Raw genomic sequence first — 14,918 nt, 5'->3', positions numbered from 1 at the left:
CTCTTGTCTTCCGTGTCCCTCCGAGGGGTCTCGCGCCCCGTGCCCCCCCCCCCCCCCCCCCCCGGGTCCTGGTGTGCCCGGCCGTGCCGGACGGTGGTTCCGCGGTGCCGGCCCGTGCCGGACCGCGGTGACCGGCGTCGGCCGGTCGGGGCGGGCCCGGCCGGCCTCCCGCCGGGTCAGCCGATCTTCAGCTCCCACTGCGAGGAGTCGTAGGTGAGGCCGGGGTTGACCTCGACGGTCAGGTCCTTCGCGTCCTTCGGGGCGTCGAAGGCGACGGTGACGGTGGCCTTCTTGCCGGGCATGATCGTGCCCTCGAAGCCCGCGCCGGTCTTGTCGTCCACGATCTGCTCGGCGGCGACGCCGTTCGCGCCGGCGGTGGCGCTGAAGGAGACCAGAGCGGTGTCGAACTTCTCCTTGCCGCCGTTCTCGATGACGACGGTCACCTGGTACGCCTTGTTGCCCTTGGTGTGGCCGATCGCGAACTCGCCCGGGGAGTAGGGCTTCGGGTCCGAGACGGTGACCTTGACGTCGTCGTCGTAGACGGACGAGTCGCCGTCCGCCAGGCCCGCGCCCTTGTCCTTGCCCGCGTCGGCCGCGGGCGCCTTGCCCGCCGCGCTCGGGGAGGGGTCCTTCGGGGCCGAGTCCTTGATGGTCTTGTCGATCTCGTCGACCGCGTCGCTGACGGCCGTGACCACGATGACCGCGCCGACCACCGAGAGGACCAGGGACGCGAGGCCCAGGATGACGCCGGTGAGGGCCACCCCCTTGTTGTCCGCCTCGCGGCGCTTCACGCGGCCCTTGGCGACCAGGCCGAGGATCAGCGCGATCACGCCGAGGATGCCGGCCAGCCAGAAGAGGAAGGGGAGGAAGCCGGAGACCGTGCCGATGATGCCGAGGATCAGGGCGGCGGTGCCGAGCCCGTTGCGCATGACCTGCGGAGCGGCAGGCGGGACCTGGGTGTCGTACGACATGGGTGTGTCCTCCCGGACGATGAGACTGTCTGGCGCGATGGGTCAATCACAACAGAGCTTGTGAACCGAGTCAACACGGTTCACAAAAAACAGATCGACTCACACTGTGAAGTGGTGGCTGAGCAGTTCCTCAGTAGGATTGGGGTCACACGAGGACGAGCAGGACGATCCAGCGGGCGAAACAGGGGAGATGGGTCACGTGCCGGAGCGCGCAGCAGACGTGGGCGGCGGAGACGCGGGCGGGACGGAGGCCGGCGGCGCCGAGGTGACCGCCGCCGGGATCGCCCGGCTGGCCGGGGTCGGCCGGGCGGCCGTCAGCAACTGGCGCCGCCGCCACGCCGACTTCCCCAAGCCCGTCGGGGGCACGGAGACCAGCCCCTCCTTCGCCCTGGCCGACGTCGAGCAGTGGCTCCGCGAGCAGGGCAAGCTGGCCGAGGTCCCGCTCCGCGAGCGGGTCTGGCAGCAGATCGCGGGCCATCCGGCGGGCGCCGTGACCGCCCTCGTCCACGCCGGCTGCGCCCTCCTGCTCGTACGGCAGCGGTCCGCGGCCTGGCCGGCGCTGGCGGAACTGCCCGACGACCGGCTCGTCGAGGTGCTGCCCGTCGCCCTGGAGGAGACGCTCGGCGAGCGCCTCGGCCCCGGACGGCCCGTCCACACCCCCACCAGCGCCGCGCTCGCCCCCTCCGTCCCCCTGCTGCGGGGGGCCGCGGAACTGGCGGCGGAGGACGGAGTGCGTCCGGCGTTCGAGTTCCTGCTCGGCCGTCACCTCGACGCCAACCCGCGGCAGTACACCCTGACCCCGCCCGGCCCCGCCGCCCTCATGGCGGCGCTCGCCGCACCGCCGCCCACCGGCGAGGGCGACGCCCCGCTCACCGTCCTCGACCCCGCCTGCGGCACCGGCAGCCTGCTCACCGCGGTCGCGCGGCCCGGCGCCTTCTGCGGACAGGACGCCGACCCCGACCTCGCCGCCCTGACCGCCCTGCGCCTGGCGCTCGCCTCGGACGCCGACATCCGCGTCCGGTCCGGCGACAGCCTGCGCGCCGACGCCTTCCCCTCGCTCGCCGCGGACGCCGTCCTCTGCCACCCGCCGTTCAACGAGCGCAACTGGGGCCACGACGAACTGGCCTACGACCCGCGCTGGGAGTACGGCTTCCCGGCCCGCACGGAGTCCGAACTCGCCTGGGTCCAGCACGCCCTGGCCCGGCTCCGGCCCGGCGGCACCGCCGTCCTCCTCATGCCGCCCGCCGCCGCGTCCCGCCGCTCGGGCCGCCGGATCCGCGCCGACCTGCTCCGCCGGGGCGCCCTGCGCGCGGTCGTCGCCCTCCCGGCCGGCGCCGCGCCCCCCTACGGCATCCCGCTCCACCTGTGGGTGCTGCGCCGCCCCGCCCCGGGGGAGCGCCCGCCCGCCGAACTCCTCCTCGTCGACACCGCGTCCGAGCACACGGGCCCGGCCCGCGACGCCCGCGACCGGATCGACTGGCCGGCCGTCCGGACCGCCGTGCTGCGGGCGTGGCAGCCCTTCGACCGGGACGGGAGCGTCACCGCCGTCCCCGGCGCGAGCCGGTCCGTCCCCGTCATCGAGCTCCTCGACGACGACGTCGACCTCGCCCCCGCCCGCCATCTCCCGCCGCCGGCCGCCGCCGAGGGGGCCGACCAACTGGCCGGGGTGCGCGAGCGGCTGACGGAGACCCTGCACCGGACCAGGGAGCTGACCCCGCCGCCCGTGACCGACCCGGCCACCGCCGGCGGCGGTCCGGTCGGCCGCCCCACGACCACCGTCGGCGAGCTGGCCAGGGCCGGCGCCCTGACCCTGCGCGCGGGCGGCGCGGGCACGGCCCCCGCCGGCTCCCCGGTGCCCGTCCTGACCGACCACGACGTGCTGGCCGCGCAGCCGCCCTCGGGGACGCTGCCCGACGGCCCGTCCGAGGACCCGGTGCTGCTCGTCGCCGGGGACGTCGTCGTCCCCGTCCTGGGCGGCGGCGCGGCCGTCCGGGTCGTGGACGCCTCGGCCGAGGGCGCCGCGCTCGGCCGCAACCTCCAGCTGCTGCGCCCCGACCCGGCGACCCTCGACCCCTGGTTCCTGGCCGGATTCCTCCGGGCCACCGCCAACAACCGGCAGGCCAGCAGCTACGCCTCCACCGCGACCCGGCTCGACGTCCGGCGCCTTCAGCTGCCGCGGCTGCCGCTGGCCGAACAGCGGCGCTTCGGCGAGCGGTTCCGCGCCCTGGACGCCTTCGAGCAGGCGCTCCGCGAGACGTCCCGGCTCGGCGACCAGCTGGTGCAGGGGCTGTACGACGGGCTGGCGGACGGCACGGTCGCCCCCTGACCCGCGGGGTCCGCCGGGCGCTCTCTTCGACAACGGTTCCGGGTATCCCGGAGCCGTTGTCCGGATCGGTGTATACGCTCGTCTCCGCATCCCGATCCGTCCGAGCAGGAGCAGCCGACATGTACGGCCCCCCGCAGGCCCCGCAGCCGCAGAAGAGTCCCGCCTCCGGCGGCCTGATCGCCCTGCGCGTGCTCTTCGCCGCGCTCCCGCTGCTCAGCTGCGGTTTCCTGGCCTGGGCCCCGCTGCTGCGGCTGGCGATCGTGACCCGCCGCACGCTGGACTGGGTCCTGTTCGGCCTGGCGTTCCTGGCCGGTTCCGGCCTCTTCGCCTATGCCGCGGCCACCGGCGAGGAGGAGGGCACCACGCTGGAGGCGTTCGTCGGGATCGGCACGATCACGGTCCTGGCGGCCGGTTCGGTCACCTACTACCTGGTCGCCGAGATCCGCCACTACGAGCGCCGCGGCGCGCGCCCGGACCAGGCGCCCCCGGCGTACCGCCCCTACGGCGCCGACGGTTCGGCCGTCACGGTGCCGGGCCCGGCCGGACCCCCCAACCCCTATCTCGACGCCCGGCCCGCGCCCCGCCCGGCGACCCCGCCGCCCGGTGCCGCCACGCCGCCGCCCGGCACGCCCCCCGCGCCCCGGATCGCGCAGGTCCGCGCCGAGCTCGACGAGCTGAGCGACCTGCTGCGCAAGGAGACTCCGGAAGGCGAAGACCGGCGGTGAACGGGCGTGTCATCGGCGGCCGTTACGAGCTCTCCGCCGTCATCGGCCAGGGCGGCATGGGCCAGGTCTGGACGGCCTACGACGGACGGCTCGACCGCCGGGTCGCGGTGAAGCTGCTCCGCCCGGCGACCATGACCGGCCCCGCCACGGCGGCCGAGGAGCTGCGGCGCCGGTTCGTGCGCGAGTGCCGGGTCACCGCGCAGGTCGACCACCCGGGTCTGGTGACCGTCCACGACGCGGGCAGCGACGGCGACGACCTCTACCTCGTCATGCAGTACGTGGAGGGCGCGGACCTCGCCGACCACCTCGCCGAGCACTCCCCGTACCCCTGGCAGTGGGCCGTCTGCGTCGCCGCGCAGCTGTGCGCGGTGCTCGCCGCCGTCCATGCGGTGCCGATCGTGCACCGCGACCTCAAGCCGCGGAACGTGATGGTCCGCCCGGACGGGGCGGTGACGGTCCTCGACATGGGCGTCGCCTCCGTCCTGGACACGGACACCACCCGCCTCACCCAGACCGGTTCGCAGATCGGCAGCCCGGCCTACATGGCGCCGGAGCAGGCGATGGGCGGAGCCGTGGGCCCGTCCACCGACCTGTACGCGCTCGGTGTCCTGCTGCACGAACTGCTCAGCGGGGACGTCCCGTTCGCCGGCTCCACCGCACTCGGCGTCCTGCACCGGCACCTGTACGAGCCGCCCGTGCCGATCCGGCAGCTGCGCTCCGAGGTCCCCGAGGCGCTGGAGGCCCTGGTCCTGCGGCTGCTCGCCAAGGACCCGCGGAGCAGGCCGTCCGGTGCGCACGAGGTGTACGAGCACCTGCTGCCGCTCCTTCCGGCGCGGGGCGCCCCGACGGGGCCGATGGACCCGACCCGCCCGTTCCTGCGGCCGCACGCACCCTGGCCGGCGCGGCCCGCGGCCGTCCCCGCGCAGGTCCCCGTGCCGCTGCCGCCCCAGGTGCCCCCGCAGCCGGCCACGCGTCCGGCGGACCCCCGCACCGATCCCCGGCTGCGGGCGGACGTCTCCGGGCGCACCGACCTCGCCGCCGCCGTGGACGAGGTGAAGCGGCTGCTGGGCGAGGGCTCGCTGACCCAGGCCGTGGACCTGCTCGGCGGCATCCTGCCGCGGGCGGCGGCCGAGCACGGGGAGCGGTCGCCGGTGGTCCACATCCTGCGCAAGCAGTACGCCTCGACGCTGATGGACGACGGCCAGTACCGGCGGGCGCTGCCGGAGCTGCGCCGGCTCGCGGAGAACCGCGACGCGGAGGCGGGTCCGGCGGACCCGGGGACGCTGCAGTTCCGGTACGACGCGGCGCTCTGTCTGGAGCAGCTGGGCGAGTCGGCGGCCGCGCTGGCGGAGTTCCGGGCGGTCCTGCCGTACTACGAGCGGGATCTCGCCCGTTCCTTCGACATCCGCCAGCGGATCGGGCTGCTGCTCGTGGCGGCGGGCGAGCACGCGGCGGGGCAGGACCAGCTCGGCCGGCTGTTGTTCGACGCGGAGCGCGCGTACGGTCCGTATCACCCGCTTCCGGTGGAGTTGCGCCGGGTGCTGGACCATCAGCGGCAGCTCGGGCCGCGCCCCTGAGGGGTCCTGACGGGGCGCCAGGATCACGACTCGGCATCTGATCGGGAACTGGATCTTCATGATCCTTATTGTCTGATTTGTTGCATGTAACGTTCGCGTCTGATCATGTCCGCGTCCCCAAGGAATCCCTCATGACGACGCCGTCCGCGCCCCTCACCCCCGAGCAGCAGCCCGCCGCGCCCGCCAAGAAGGGCAGCGCGATCCTGAAGAAGGTCGGCGGCGTGATCGTGGCGATCATCATCGCCGTCGCCGTGAAGTTCGGGCTGCCCATCCTCACGGGCGACGCGCCGGTGCACGCCAAGGCCGGCGAGTGCGTCACGGTGACCGGTCCCGACAACGACCCCAAGGTCGACACCGAGGACTGCTCCTCCGGCAAGGCCGACCTCTTCAAGGTCGTGAAGGTCTACGACGACACCTTCGACCTCGACAAGTGCGGCCAGGAGCTCTCCGCCCTCGCGCAGCAGCTCGACTCGGACAAGTTCGTCCTCTGCCTCGAAGAGGTCGTCAAGAAGTAACACCCCGCACCTCCGAGAGGGCCGGAACCCGACGGGTTCCGGCCCTCTCGCGCTGCCCGGACCCGCACGGTCGGCCGGGACGGAGACCCGCTGCGGCGCCGAACGGGAATGAAACGGGGCCGTGTTGCCGTTCGAGCCGATGCGTTCTGGCCACTGTCGTGGAGGTGGCGAGCCGGGGGGAGCGAACGATGTGGTCGGTGGTGTCGTCGGGGGACCTCCCCGAGAGGGACCGGTTCGAGTGGTTCGCGGACATGATCTCCCGGGAGGTCATGCCCACCGCCCTCAGCAGCGACCGGACCGCCGACTTCACCGCGGAGGCGGCCGTGCTCGACCTGGGCGGACCCCAGGTGTCCCGGGTCGCCTACTCGCCGCTGCGCTCGCGCCGCACCCCCGCGCTGATCCGGCGCGGCGACCCCGAGCAGTACCAGCTCGCCCTGGTGAGCCGGGGGGCCATGACCCTGGTCCAGAACGGCAACGACTGCGAGGCCGAGGCCGGGGACCTGGTCTTCTGGGACACCTCGCGGCCCTCCGACGCCCGGTCGGTCTCCGAGGGCGAGCCAGGACAGCTGGTCATCCTCCAGCTCCCGCGCGACATCCTGCCGCTCCGGGCCGCCCGGCTCGACGGCCTCCTCGCCCACCGGATGCCCGGCGGCACCGGCTCCGGGGCGGTCCTCGCCGACTTCCTGCGCTCCCTGGTCGCCCACGGCGGCGGCTGCGGACCCGAGGAGCTGCGCCGGATCGGCTCGACGGCGGTCGACCTCGCGGCCGCCACCCTCGCCGCCCACCTCGACGCCGAGCACCGGCTGCCGGCCGAGATCCGGACGAGGACGCTGCTCCGCCGGATCCACGCCTTCATCGAGTACAACCTCGGCGACCCGGACCTGACGCCCGTCGCCGTCGCCGCCCACCACAACCTCTCGGTGCGCACCCTCCACCAGCTCTTCCGGGGCGAGGGGGAGACCGTCCAGGCCCGTGTCCGGCGGCGGCGCCTGGAGCGGGCCCGGGCCGAGCTGGAGCGGCCCGAGTTCCTCGCGTACCCCGTCCAGGCGATCGCCGCCCGCTGGGGGTTCAGCGGACCGGCCGTCTTCAGCCGGTCCTTCCGGGAGGCGTTCGGGGTCAGCCCCACCGAGTACCGCGCGCGTGCGCTGAGCGTCAACGAAGGCAGCGCCGGGGGCACAGCGCCCGGACCGTGATCTTCCTAGGCTCGGAGCCGTGCGGACGACCACCGCGAGGACGGGGGAGGCATCATGACGAGGCGGAAGAGGGACGCCGACCAGCAGGTCTGGGACCTGGCCGGGTTCGGCTGCGGACGTGACCGTGCGAGCGTGCACCGGTGCGCGGACTGAACGAGCTGACCGAGGTCGAGGACCCGGCGTGGCCGGCCCTCGGCGAGGAACTGCGGGCGGCGGCCGTGTCCGTCGACCCCGGCTTCCTGGGCGCCCTCCACCAGCGGACCGCGCTCCCGGAAACGGGGGTGCGCCGTCCGGGGCCGCTCGGCAGACTCGTGCGGTGATCACCCACCACTGGCCGCTCAAGGCCCTGCGCGTACGGACCCCCCGGCTGGAGCTGAGGCTCCCCTCCGAGGACGAGCTCGGTGAGGTCGCCGAGGCGGCGGCCCGGGGGGTGAGCGGCGCGGGCACCCGGACCTTCCTGAACGGATGGACGGAGCTGCCCCCGCGGGGGCGGGCCCGGTACGTCCTCCAGGAGCACTGGGCCAAGCTGGGGCGCTGGACGCCGGAGGACTGGGCGCTCGACCTCGTCGCCTTCCACGAGGGCCGGCCGGTCGGCGTCCAGAACATGCGGGCCGCCGGCTTCGGGGTGCGCCGCGAGATCGTCTCCGGCTCGTGGCTCGGCGCCGAGCACCAGGGCAGGGGGATCGGGACCGAGATGCGGCTCGGGATGCTGCACCTGGCGTTCGCGGAGCTGGGGACGGTGTCGGCGACGTCCGCGTCCTTCGCCGAGAACCTCTCCTCGGTGACCGTCTCCCGCAAGATCGGCTACCGCCCGGACGGCATCACCCGCGACGTCGTGCGCGGCGAGGTCGTCGAGTCGCAGCGGTTCCGGCTCTCCCGCGAGGACTGGGAGCGCACGGAGCGTCCCGAAGTGACCGTGAGCGGCCTGCGGGGCTGCGAGGAGCTCTTCGGCATCCCGGCCGGCTGAGCGGCGGTGCGTCAGCCGCCGGCGCCCGCGCGGGAGGCGGCGGCCCGCCGCCGGACGCGGACGGCGCCCGCCGTGTGCCGGAGCAGCAGGGCGAGCACCGCCGCCAGGCCCAGGGCGGCCCCCGCGCGGAGGCCGGGCGGGCGGAAGGCACAGGAGAGTTCGGTGCGGCCGTCCGGGAGGGCGACCGCGAGGAGGCCGCCGTAGGAGCGGGCCGGGGCGCCGTCGCAGCGCCAGCCGGCGAGGCGCGGGGCCGCGACGACCGCCGTGCCGCCGCCCGCCGGGAGCGTGGCGCGCAGACCGTCCGGGGTGATGCGCACGGAGGTCGCGGCCCGGGCGCGCAGGGCGGTGACCGCCGATCGCAGACGGCCGTGGTCCAGGCAGCCGACCTCGGCGCCGGAGCCGGGCAGGACCGGCCGTTCGGCGGCCCGGCCGTCCCGCAGGAGCACCGGCGTGCCCGGTGTGCGCTGGACGCCCAGCGAGGCCAGGGCGGCGCTGCGCCGGGGCCGGCCGCCGAGGAGGCGGACGTCGCGGTCGCCGAGGCGCGCGGTGCCGCTCGCGTCCGGCGCCCAGAGGAACACCTCGGTGCCGACGGGGCAGACGGCGCCGCGCGGGGCCCCGTACACCGGGGCGCCGAGCAGGAGTTCCTGGTTGCGGAAGGGCGACGGGCCGTACACCGGGGCCGGGCCCGGCGGGCGCACCGTCACCAGTGGCAGCCGTGCCGCGGTGCGGACGACGGCGCCGTCCCGCCACCGCGCCCCCACCCCGAACAGCGCGTCCGTCACCGGGTTGTCCAGCCCCAGGAGGTTGCGGCCGCGGGAGGTCCAGCCGCCGCCGAGCGCGGTGGCCGTGGCGGTCAGCACGGCGGGCGTGTGGCTGCTGTAGTAGGCGCCGCTCTGGCCGCCGAGGAGCAGCGGGTCGTTGCCCGCCACCCGGGGCAGTCCGGGGTCCGTGCGGTACGCCGGCCAGTCTTCGGCCGCCGTCAGCGCGGCCGCCCGCCGGGCGTGCTCCGCGCCCCACGGCGGATAGTCGTCGAGCCGGACGAGCCGCTCGTGGTCCGCGTACGCCGTCGTGGCCGCCGCCTGCCCGAGCAGGGTGCCCGTGACCAGGACCGCGGCGAGCACCCCGTACCGGCCCCGGCGGGGGAGCAGCAGCGCGCCCGACACGGCCGCGAGGCCCCCGGCGGCGAGGAGCAGCGCCCAGGGGGTGACCAGGTCGCTGGGCAGGGCCCCGGCGCCGAGGACCAGGACGAGGGCGGCGCCGCCGAGCAGGGCCCGGCGGTCCGGGAGGCCGTGCGCGAGGCCGGTCCAGGCGGCGAGGACGAGGACGCCGGAGAGGACGAAGGTCTGGCGGTACGGGCTGCCGTTCGGGGTCGCGAAGAGATGCCAGAGGAGGTGCGTCGGGCCCCACTGCATCGACGCCGCCACCGCCGCGCACAGGCCCGCCCACAGCCACCGCTCCCGGCCGGGCACGTCCCGGCGGAAGAGCAGCGCCGCCGCGAGCAGCGGCACCGCCGTGCAGACGAAGGCCGCCGGGGTCGCGAAGCCGTACGTGGCGGGGAGGAGGCGCGCGAGCACGTCCGTGCCGGCCGCCGGGGCGAAGTCGCGCACGACGCCGGGATGGGCGTGGCGCGAGCCGAGGAAGACCGGGACGAGGACGGGCGCGGCGAGGCCGATGCCGAGCGCGGTGGTCAGGGCGCCGCGGCCGAGGGCCCGGACCGCCGCCGCGCGGCCGGTTCCCGTGACGGCCAGCCGGACCAGGAGGACCAGGCAGGCGCCGAGCGTCGCCATGTACGCGGTGTAGAAGTTCGCGACCCAGCAGACCGCCACGAGCAGCGGGCCGGCGAGCGGCCCGCGCGCCTCCCGGCACCACTCGCCGACGAGGCAGAGCAGGGGGAACGCGACGAGGCCGTCGAGCCACATGGGGTTGTACGTGCCCTCGGCGAGCGACCAGCCGCACAGGGCGTAGGAGGCGCCGAGGACCGCCGCCCACCACCAGGCGCCCGGTCCGAGGCGGCGCAGCAGGAAGGTCATGGCCGCCGCCGCGACCGCGGTCTTGAGGACGGTCAGGGCGTACACGGCGTACTCGACGTCGCCGCGCGGCACGAGGGCCACGAGCGGGGCGAAGGGGCTCGACAGATAGGTGCCGTAGTCGGGCAGGAAGCTGGTGCCCCAGCCCGCCTGCCAGTCGATCAGGCCGCCGTCCGCCCGGCCGTGCAGGAGGTCCCACAGGTGCGCGTGGAACGGCACGAACTGGTTGGCGAGGTCGTTGACGGCCCGGTGGCGCGGGCCGAAGGGGAAGACCCGGGCGACGGCGTCGCCGCCGCACACGGCGAGGGCGGAGAGCAGGGCGGCGAGCAGGCACGGGCGCGTGGATTTCGGCATGACGGCTCGAATATGCCAGCGTCCCGGCGCGGGGTTCCGCTGCCGGAGGGCCCGTTCACGCAATCGCCGTCTGCAGGCCATCCGTGCGGACCGGCCGGGACACCGCGCCCCGTTGTCGTGGTCCGCGTGCTGCTCTCGATCGTCGTCCCGTGCTTCAACGAGGAGGACGTCCTCACCCGTTTCCACGCCCGCGTGACCGACGAACTCGTGCGCCTAGAAGGCGAGTTCGAGATCGTCTACGTGGACGACGGAAGCCGGGACGGGACCCTCCCGCTGCTGCGGCGCCTCGCCGCCACCGACCCCGGACGCGTCCGCTACGTCTCCTTCAGCCGCAACTTCGGCAAGGAGGCCGCGATGCTGGCCGGCCTCCGGCACGCCGCCGGAGACGCCGTCGTGATCATGGACGCCGACCTCCAGCACCCGCCCGAGCTGGTGCACCGGATGGTCGCCCTGCACGCCGAGGGGTACGACCAGGTCGTCGCCCGCCGGACCCGCGACGGCGACCGCGTCACCCGGACCCTGACCGCCCGCCTGTACTACCGGGCCGTCAACCGCCTGGTGGACGTCGAGCTGGTCGACGGGGTCGGCGACTTCCGGCTGCTCTCCCGCCGCACCGTCGACGCGGTCCTCGGCCTCGGGGAGTACAACCGCTTCTCCAAGGGGCTGTTCTCCTGGGTCGGCTTCCGCACCACGACCTTCGCCTACGAGAACGCCGTCCGCGAGCAGGGGCGTTCGAAGTGGAGCTTCGGCAAGCTCCTCAACTACGGGCTCGACGGACTCCTCTCCTTCAACAACAAGCCGCTGCGGGCCGCCGTCCACCTCGGACTGCTCCTCCTCGTGGTCGCCCTCGGCTACGCCGCCTGGATCGTGGCCGACGCCCTCGCCCACGGCGTCGACACCCCCGGCTACGTGACGCTCCTCGTCGCCGTCACCGCCCTCGCCGGCGTCCAGATGGTCATGGTCGGCCTGATCGGCGAGTACGTCGGCCGCATCTACTACGAGGTGAAGCGGAGGCCGCACTACCTGCTGCAGGAGACCGGCGGAGGTGCGGAACCGGCCGACACCCGGGTGACGGGTGAGTCGTTGTGGGAAACAGTCGCACCGAAGTAGTGGCTCCGGCCCCGGCGACTCCCTACCATCGATCACCGCAAGGTCGTTCAACGTGACGCACGACCAGCCCGGGAGGCTCCTTTGCACCGCCGCACTGCGCTCACCGTCTCCGCCGCGCTCCTCGCCGCGGCCCCCCTGCTCACCGCGTGTGGCAGTGACGCCCACCCAGGAGCGGCGGCCGTCGTCGGCGGCGAACGGATCGAGGTCTCCAGTCTCCAGGCCCAGGTGAAGGACGTGCGGGCCGCGCAGGCGTCCTCGGAGCAGTCGGCCGAACTGCTCAGGTCCACCGGCGACCTCGGCCGGCAGAAGCTCAGCGCCCTGATCATCGACCGGATCATCGAGAAGGTCGCCGCGGACAACGGCATCACCGCCACCCGCGCCGACATCCAGCAGACCCGGACCGCCTACACCCGAGAGAACGGCGGCGAGGAGCGCTTCGAGGCCATCCTGCTGCAGCAGCGGGGCGTGGCGCCCGACCAGATCGACGGCTTCATCCGGCACGAGGTCCTCATGCTGAAGATCGCCGAGAAGCTGGGCTTCACCGACGACGCCCAGGGCCAGAAGAAGCGGACGGACGTCTACTCGGCCGCCTCCGCCGCCCTCGACATCGACGTCAACCCGCGCTACGGCGCCTGGGACTCCAGCCGGGGCGGACTGACCGCCGCCACCACGCCGTGGCTCCGCCGGGTCAGCCAGGACCCGGCCGCCGTCGAGGCCGGTGCCTGAGTCCGGGTAGGTTCGAGGGGTGACTTCCCAGAGCCCCGGCCGCATCGTCCTGCTGACCGCCAGCCACCGCGTGGCACCCGGACTGCTGTCCTGGCCCGCGTGGCAGGCGCTGCGGAGTGCGGACCGGGTGCTCTGTCCCGACGCGCACCACCCCCAGCTGCCGTACCTGCGGGAGGCCGGCGTCGCCGTCGAGCACACCGCGCCGACCGCCGAGGAGCTCGTCGCCGACTGCGCCGGGGGCCGCACCGTCCTGCTGCTGCCCTCCGGCGAGGGCGACCGCGCGCTGACCGACGGCCTCGCCCGGCTCGCCGGCTCCGGCCGGTACGCGATGCCCGACCTGGAGCTGCTGCCCGGCTCGTACGACCTGCCCGGTGCCCGCCTCCTCGACCTCGTGCAGATCATGGACCGCATCCGGCGCTCCTGCCCGTGGTCCTCCCGGCAGACCCACGAGGGGCTCGCCAAGTACGGCATCGAGGAGGCGTACGAACTCGTCGAGGCGATCGAGGACGGCGACCGCGAGGCCCTGCGCGAGGAGCTCGGCGACGTCCTGCTCCAGGTCGTCTTCCACGCGCGGATCGCCGAGGAGGACCCGGAGGAGCCGTTCTCCCTCGACGACGTGGCGGCCACGCTCGTCGAGAAGCTGATCCACCGGCACCCGCACGTCTTCGGGGACGAGACCGCCGAGACCCCCGAGGAGGTCAAGGCGCACTGGCTGCGGACCAAGGCCGTCGAGAAGCGGCGCGAGTCCGTCACCGACGGCGTGCCGCTCGGCCAGCCGGGGCTCGCGCTCGCCGCGAAGCTGGTGGGCCGGGTGCGGACGGCGGGCCTCGACGTGCCGCTGCCCGAGGGCGAGGGCATCGGCTACGAGCTGCTGGCCCTGGTGGCCGGGGCCGAGGAGACCGGGGTGGACCCGGAGACCGCGCTGCGGGCGGCGTCCCGCACCTACCGGGACGCGATCCGCGCGGCCGAAGGGCTGTGAGCCGGCAGCGGGGCCGGCGGCCGCGGGCCGCCGAGGCGCCCGGTGTCACCGCCCTGATGGCGCTCTTCTTCGGCTGGGAGGCGGCGAGCGGCGGCACCCCGGGGTGGGCGCGGATCGTCCTCGGGGCCGTCGCGCTCGGGTGCGCCGTGGAGCTGGTGCGGTTCGCCGTGTGGCGCCGGGGCGCGCGGGGTCCGGTACGGGACTGACGTCCGGATCCGGCGCCCGGGTCAGCGCGGGCGGGGCGCCCGGGCCTCGGGGTCGTGCCAGCGGACCTGGGGCGGGCCGAGGAGGCGCTCGGCGGTGGTGCCGGGCCGGGTGGCGAAGCGCCCGACGCTCGGCAGGGCGTCGTGGTGGATCCGGTCCGGGTCGGTGCCCAGCTCCTCCAGGACCTCCCCGGCCTCGGTGAGGAAGGCCGGGGGCCCGGCGAGGTAGACGTCGTGGGCCTGCCAGTGGACGCAGGCGCGCAGGGCCTGGACCAGCCGCTCGGTGGCCCGGTCGCGGCGCTGGCGGGGCGCCGCGGTGATGTAGGTGACGTTCAGCCGGGGGAGCCGCTCCTTCAGGAGCTCCGCGTCCGGCCGCGCGTAGAGGTACTCCTTGGCGCGGGCCACGACGAAGAGCCGGCCCTCCAGGTCCGGTTCGGCTCCGGCGGCCTCCTCCAGGAGGGCCTTGACCGGCGCCCAGCCCGTCCCCGCGCAGACGTAGGTGCGCAGGCCGCCCGGCGGCGTCCGCGCGGTGAGGCCGCCGCCGGGGGCGCTGAGCCGCAGGAAGTCGCCCGGTCCGGTCTCCTCGACCAGCGCCGTGCTCATCGCGCCGCCCGGGATGCGGCTGACGTGCAGGTCGACCGTGCCGTCCGGGCGGGGGGCGTTCCCGAGGGAGTAGGTGCGCCAGACGCGGGGCACGCGCAGCGAGCTGACGCCGACGTACTGGCCGGGGAGGTAGGGCAGCGGACGGCGGGGCCGGAGGGTGAGGAGGGCGAGGTCCTCGCCGAGGCGCCGGTGGCGGACGACGTCCGCGTCCCACCAGGACGGTTCCCCGGCCGCGGCGGCCTCGTCGGCGCCGGCCAGCATCAGCCCGGCGATGTGGTCGTACGCCTCGGACCACGCCTTCTCCGCCCGCACCGTCCAGGCGGTGCCGGCGGCGTGCGCGAACGCGGCGAGCAGGCTCTCGCCGACGGCGGCGTACAGCGCGGGAGAGGCGAGGAACTTGCGGTGGTCGCGGCCCAGCCGCCCCAGGTAGCCGGCGAGGCCGGGGTCCTCCAGGTGCGTCACCACATGGGTGAGCGCCGCGAAGAGCCGGTCGCGCTGCGGCTGCATCTCGTCGGGGAAGAGCGCCCGCACCCCGGGGTTGTTCCAGAAGAGGTGCGAGTAGAAGAAGGTGACGGCGTGTTCGGCGCGTCTCTCGACGACGGCGAACGTGGCTCTGAGCAGCTGGGGGTCCACCGGCATGAA

At 75.1% G+C, this 14,918-nt stretch carries 14 protein-coding genes; 11 read left to right on the top strand and 3 right to left on the bottom strand.

Annotated elements, in window-relative coordinates:
- Window positions 1–176 precede the first annotated feature (176 nt).
- Window positions 177–971 (bottom strand): DUF4190 domain-containing protein, encoded by a 795-nt coding sequence (locus ACZ60W_RS28895; RefSeq protein WP_469758318.1) that lies wholly within the window; start codon window positions 969–971, stop codon window positions 177–179.
- A gap of 265 nt (window positions 972–1,236) precedes the next feature.
- Between ACZ60W_RS28895 and ACZ60W_RS28890 the strand changes: the two genes are divergently transcribed.
- From ACZ60W_RS28890 to ACZ60W_RS28860, 7 genes are all read left to right on the top strand, one after another.
- Window positions 1,237–3,297 carry an N-6 DNA methylase gene (locus ACZ60W_RS28890; protein ID WP_469758320.1) on the top strand — a complete coding sequence of 687 codons (2,061 nt, stop codon included), beginning with the start codon at window positions 1,237–1,239 and terminating at the stop codon, window positions 3,295–3,297.
- A 119-nt stretch (window positions 3,298–3,416) separates the two neighbouring features.
- Window positions 3,417–4,022 carry a hypothetical protein gene (locus ACZ60W_RS28885; RefSeq protein WP_469758317.1) on the top strand — a complete coding sequence of 202 codons (606 nt, stop codon included), beginning with the start codon at window positions 3,417–3,419 and terminating at the stop codon, window positions 4,020–4,022.
- Window positions 4,019–5,599 carry a protein kinase domain-containing protein gene (locus ACZ60W_RS28880; protein ID WP_469758316.1) on the top strand — a complete coding sequence of 527 codons (1,581 nt, stop codon included), beginning with the start codon at window positions 4,019–4,021 and terminating at the stop codon, window positions 5,597–5,599. Before ACZ60W_RS28885 ends, ACZ60W_RS28880 begins: the two co-directional genes overlap by 4 nt.
- A gap of 131 nt (window positions 5,600–5,730) precedes the next feature.
- Window positions 5,731–6,114, top strand: coding sequence for an LppU/SCO3897 family protein (locus ACZ60W_RS28875; protein WP_469758315.1), 384 nt, complete (start codon window positions 5,731–5,733; stop codon window positions 6,112–6,114).
- Between the two features lie 188 nt (window positions 6,115–6,302).
- Window positions 6,303–7,307: an AraC family transcriptional regulator gene (locus ACZ60W_RS28870; protein ID WP_469758314.1), complete on the top strand. Its 1,005-nt coding sequence runs from the start codon at window positions 6,303–6,305 to the stop codon at window positions 7,305–7,307.
- Window positions 7,308–7,447: 140 nt separating this feature from the next.
- Window positions 7,448–7,627, top strand: a complete 180-nt coding sequence (locus ACZ60W_RS28865) for a hypothetical protein (protein WP_469758313.1) — start codon at window positions 7,448–7,450, stop codon at window positions 7,625–7,627.
- Window positions 7,624–8,274, top strand: a complete 651-nt coding sequence (locus tag ACZ60W_RS28860; RefSeq protein ID WP_469758312.1) for a GNAT family N-acetyltransferase — start codon at window positions 7,624–7,626, stop codon at window positions 8,272–8,274. The genes ACZ60W_RS28865 and ACZ60W_RS28860 overlap by 4 nt, the downstream gene beginning before the upstream one ends.
- An 11-nt stretch (window positions 8,275–8,285) precedes the next feature.
- On the opposite strand, the gene ACZ60W_RS28855 is transcribed toward ACZ60W_RS28860, so the two are convergent.
- A complete protein-coding gene (locus ACZ60W_RS28855; protein ID WP_469758311.1) occupies window positions 8,286–10,655 on the bottom strand; it encodes a YfhO family protein in 2,370 nt (789 codons plus the stop codon).
- Between the two features lie 126 nt (window positions 10,656–10,781).
- Here ACZ60W_RS28855 and ACZ60W_RS28850 point away from each other — a divergent pair, with 126 nt between their 5' ends.
- The 4 genes from ACZ60W_RS28850 (at window position 10,782) to ACZ60W_RS28835 (ending at window position 13,676) form a co-directional block, all read left to right on the top strand.
- Entirely contained in the window at window positions 10,782–11,765 is a 984-nt protein-coding gene (locus ACZ60W_RS28850) for a glycosyltransferase family 2 protein (protein ID WP_469758310.1), read from the top strand.
- Between the two features lie 81 nt (window positions 11,766–11,846).
- Window positions 11,847–12,491, top strand: coding sequence for a SurA N-terminal domain-containing protein (locus ACZ60W_RS28845; protein WP_469758309.1), 645 nt, complete (start codon window positions 11,847–11,849; stop codon window positions 12,489–12,491).
- A 19-nt stretch (window positions 12,492–12,510) separates the two neighbouring features.
- Entirely contained in the window at window positions 12,511–13,470 is a 960-nt protein-coding gene (locus ACZ60W_RS28840) for a nucleoside triphosphate pyrophosphohydrolase (RefSeq protein WP_469758308.1), read from the top strand.
- A complete protein-coding gene (locus ACZ60W_RS28835) occupies window positions 13,467–13,676 on the top strand; it encodes a hypothetical protein (protein WP_469758307.1) in 210 nt (69 codons plus the stop codon). The genes ACZ60W_RS28840 and ACZ60W_RS28835 overlap by 4 nt, the downstream gene beginning before the upstream one ends.
- 21 nt (window positions 13,677–13,697) lie before the next feature.
- Here the strand turns inward: ACZ60W_RS28835 and ACZ60W_RS28830 are convergent, their stop codons facing one another.
- Complete coding sequence (locus ACZ60W_RS28830; RefSeq protein WP_469758306.1) at window positions 13,698–14,909, bottom strand: globin domain-containing protein; 1,212 nt, start codon at window positions 14,907–14,909, stop codon at window positions 13,698–13,700.
- Window positions 14,910–14,918: the final 9 nt, after the last annotated feature.

The sequence above is a fragment of the Streptomyces sp. NPDC104202 genome (genome assembly GCF_055584185.1).
The sequence above is the reverse complement of the archived record's forward strand: the minus strand, read 5'-3'. Positions and strand labels throughout refer to the sequence as shown.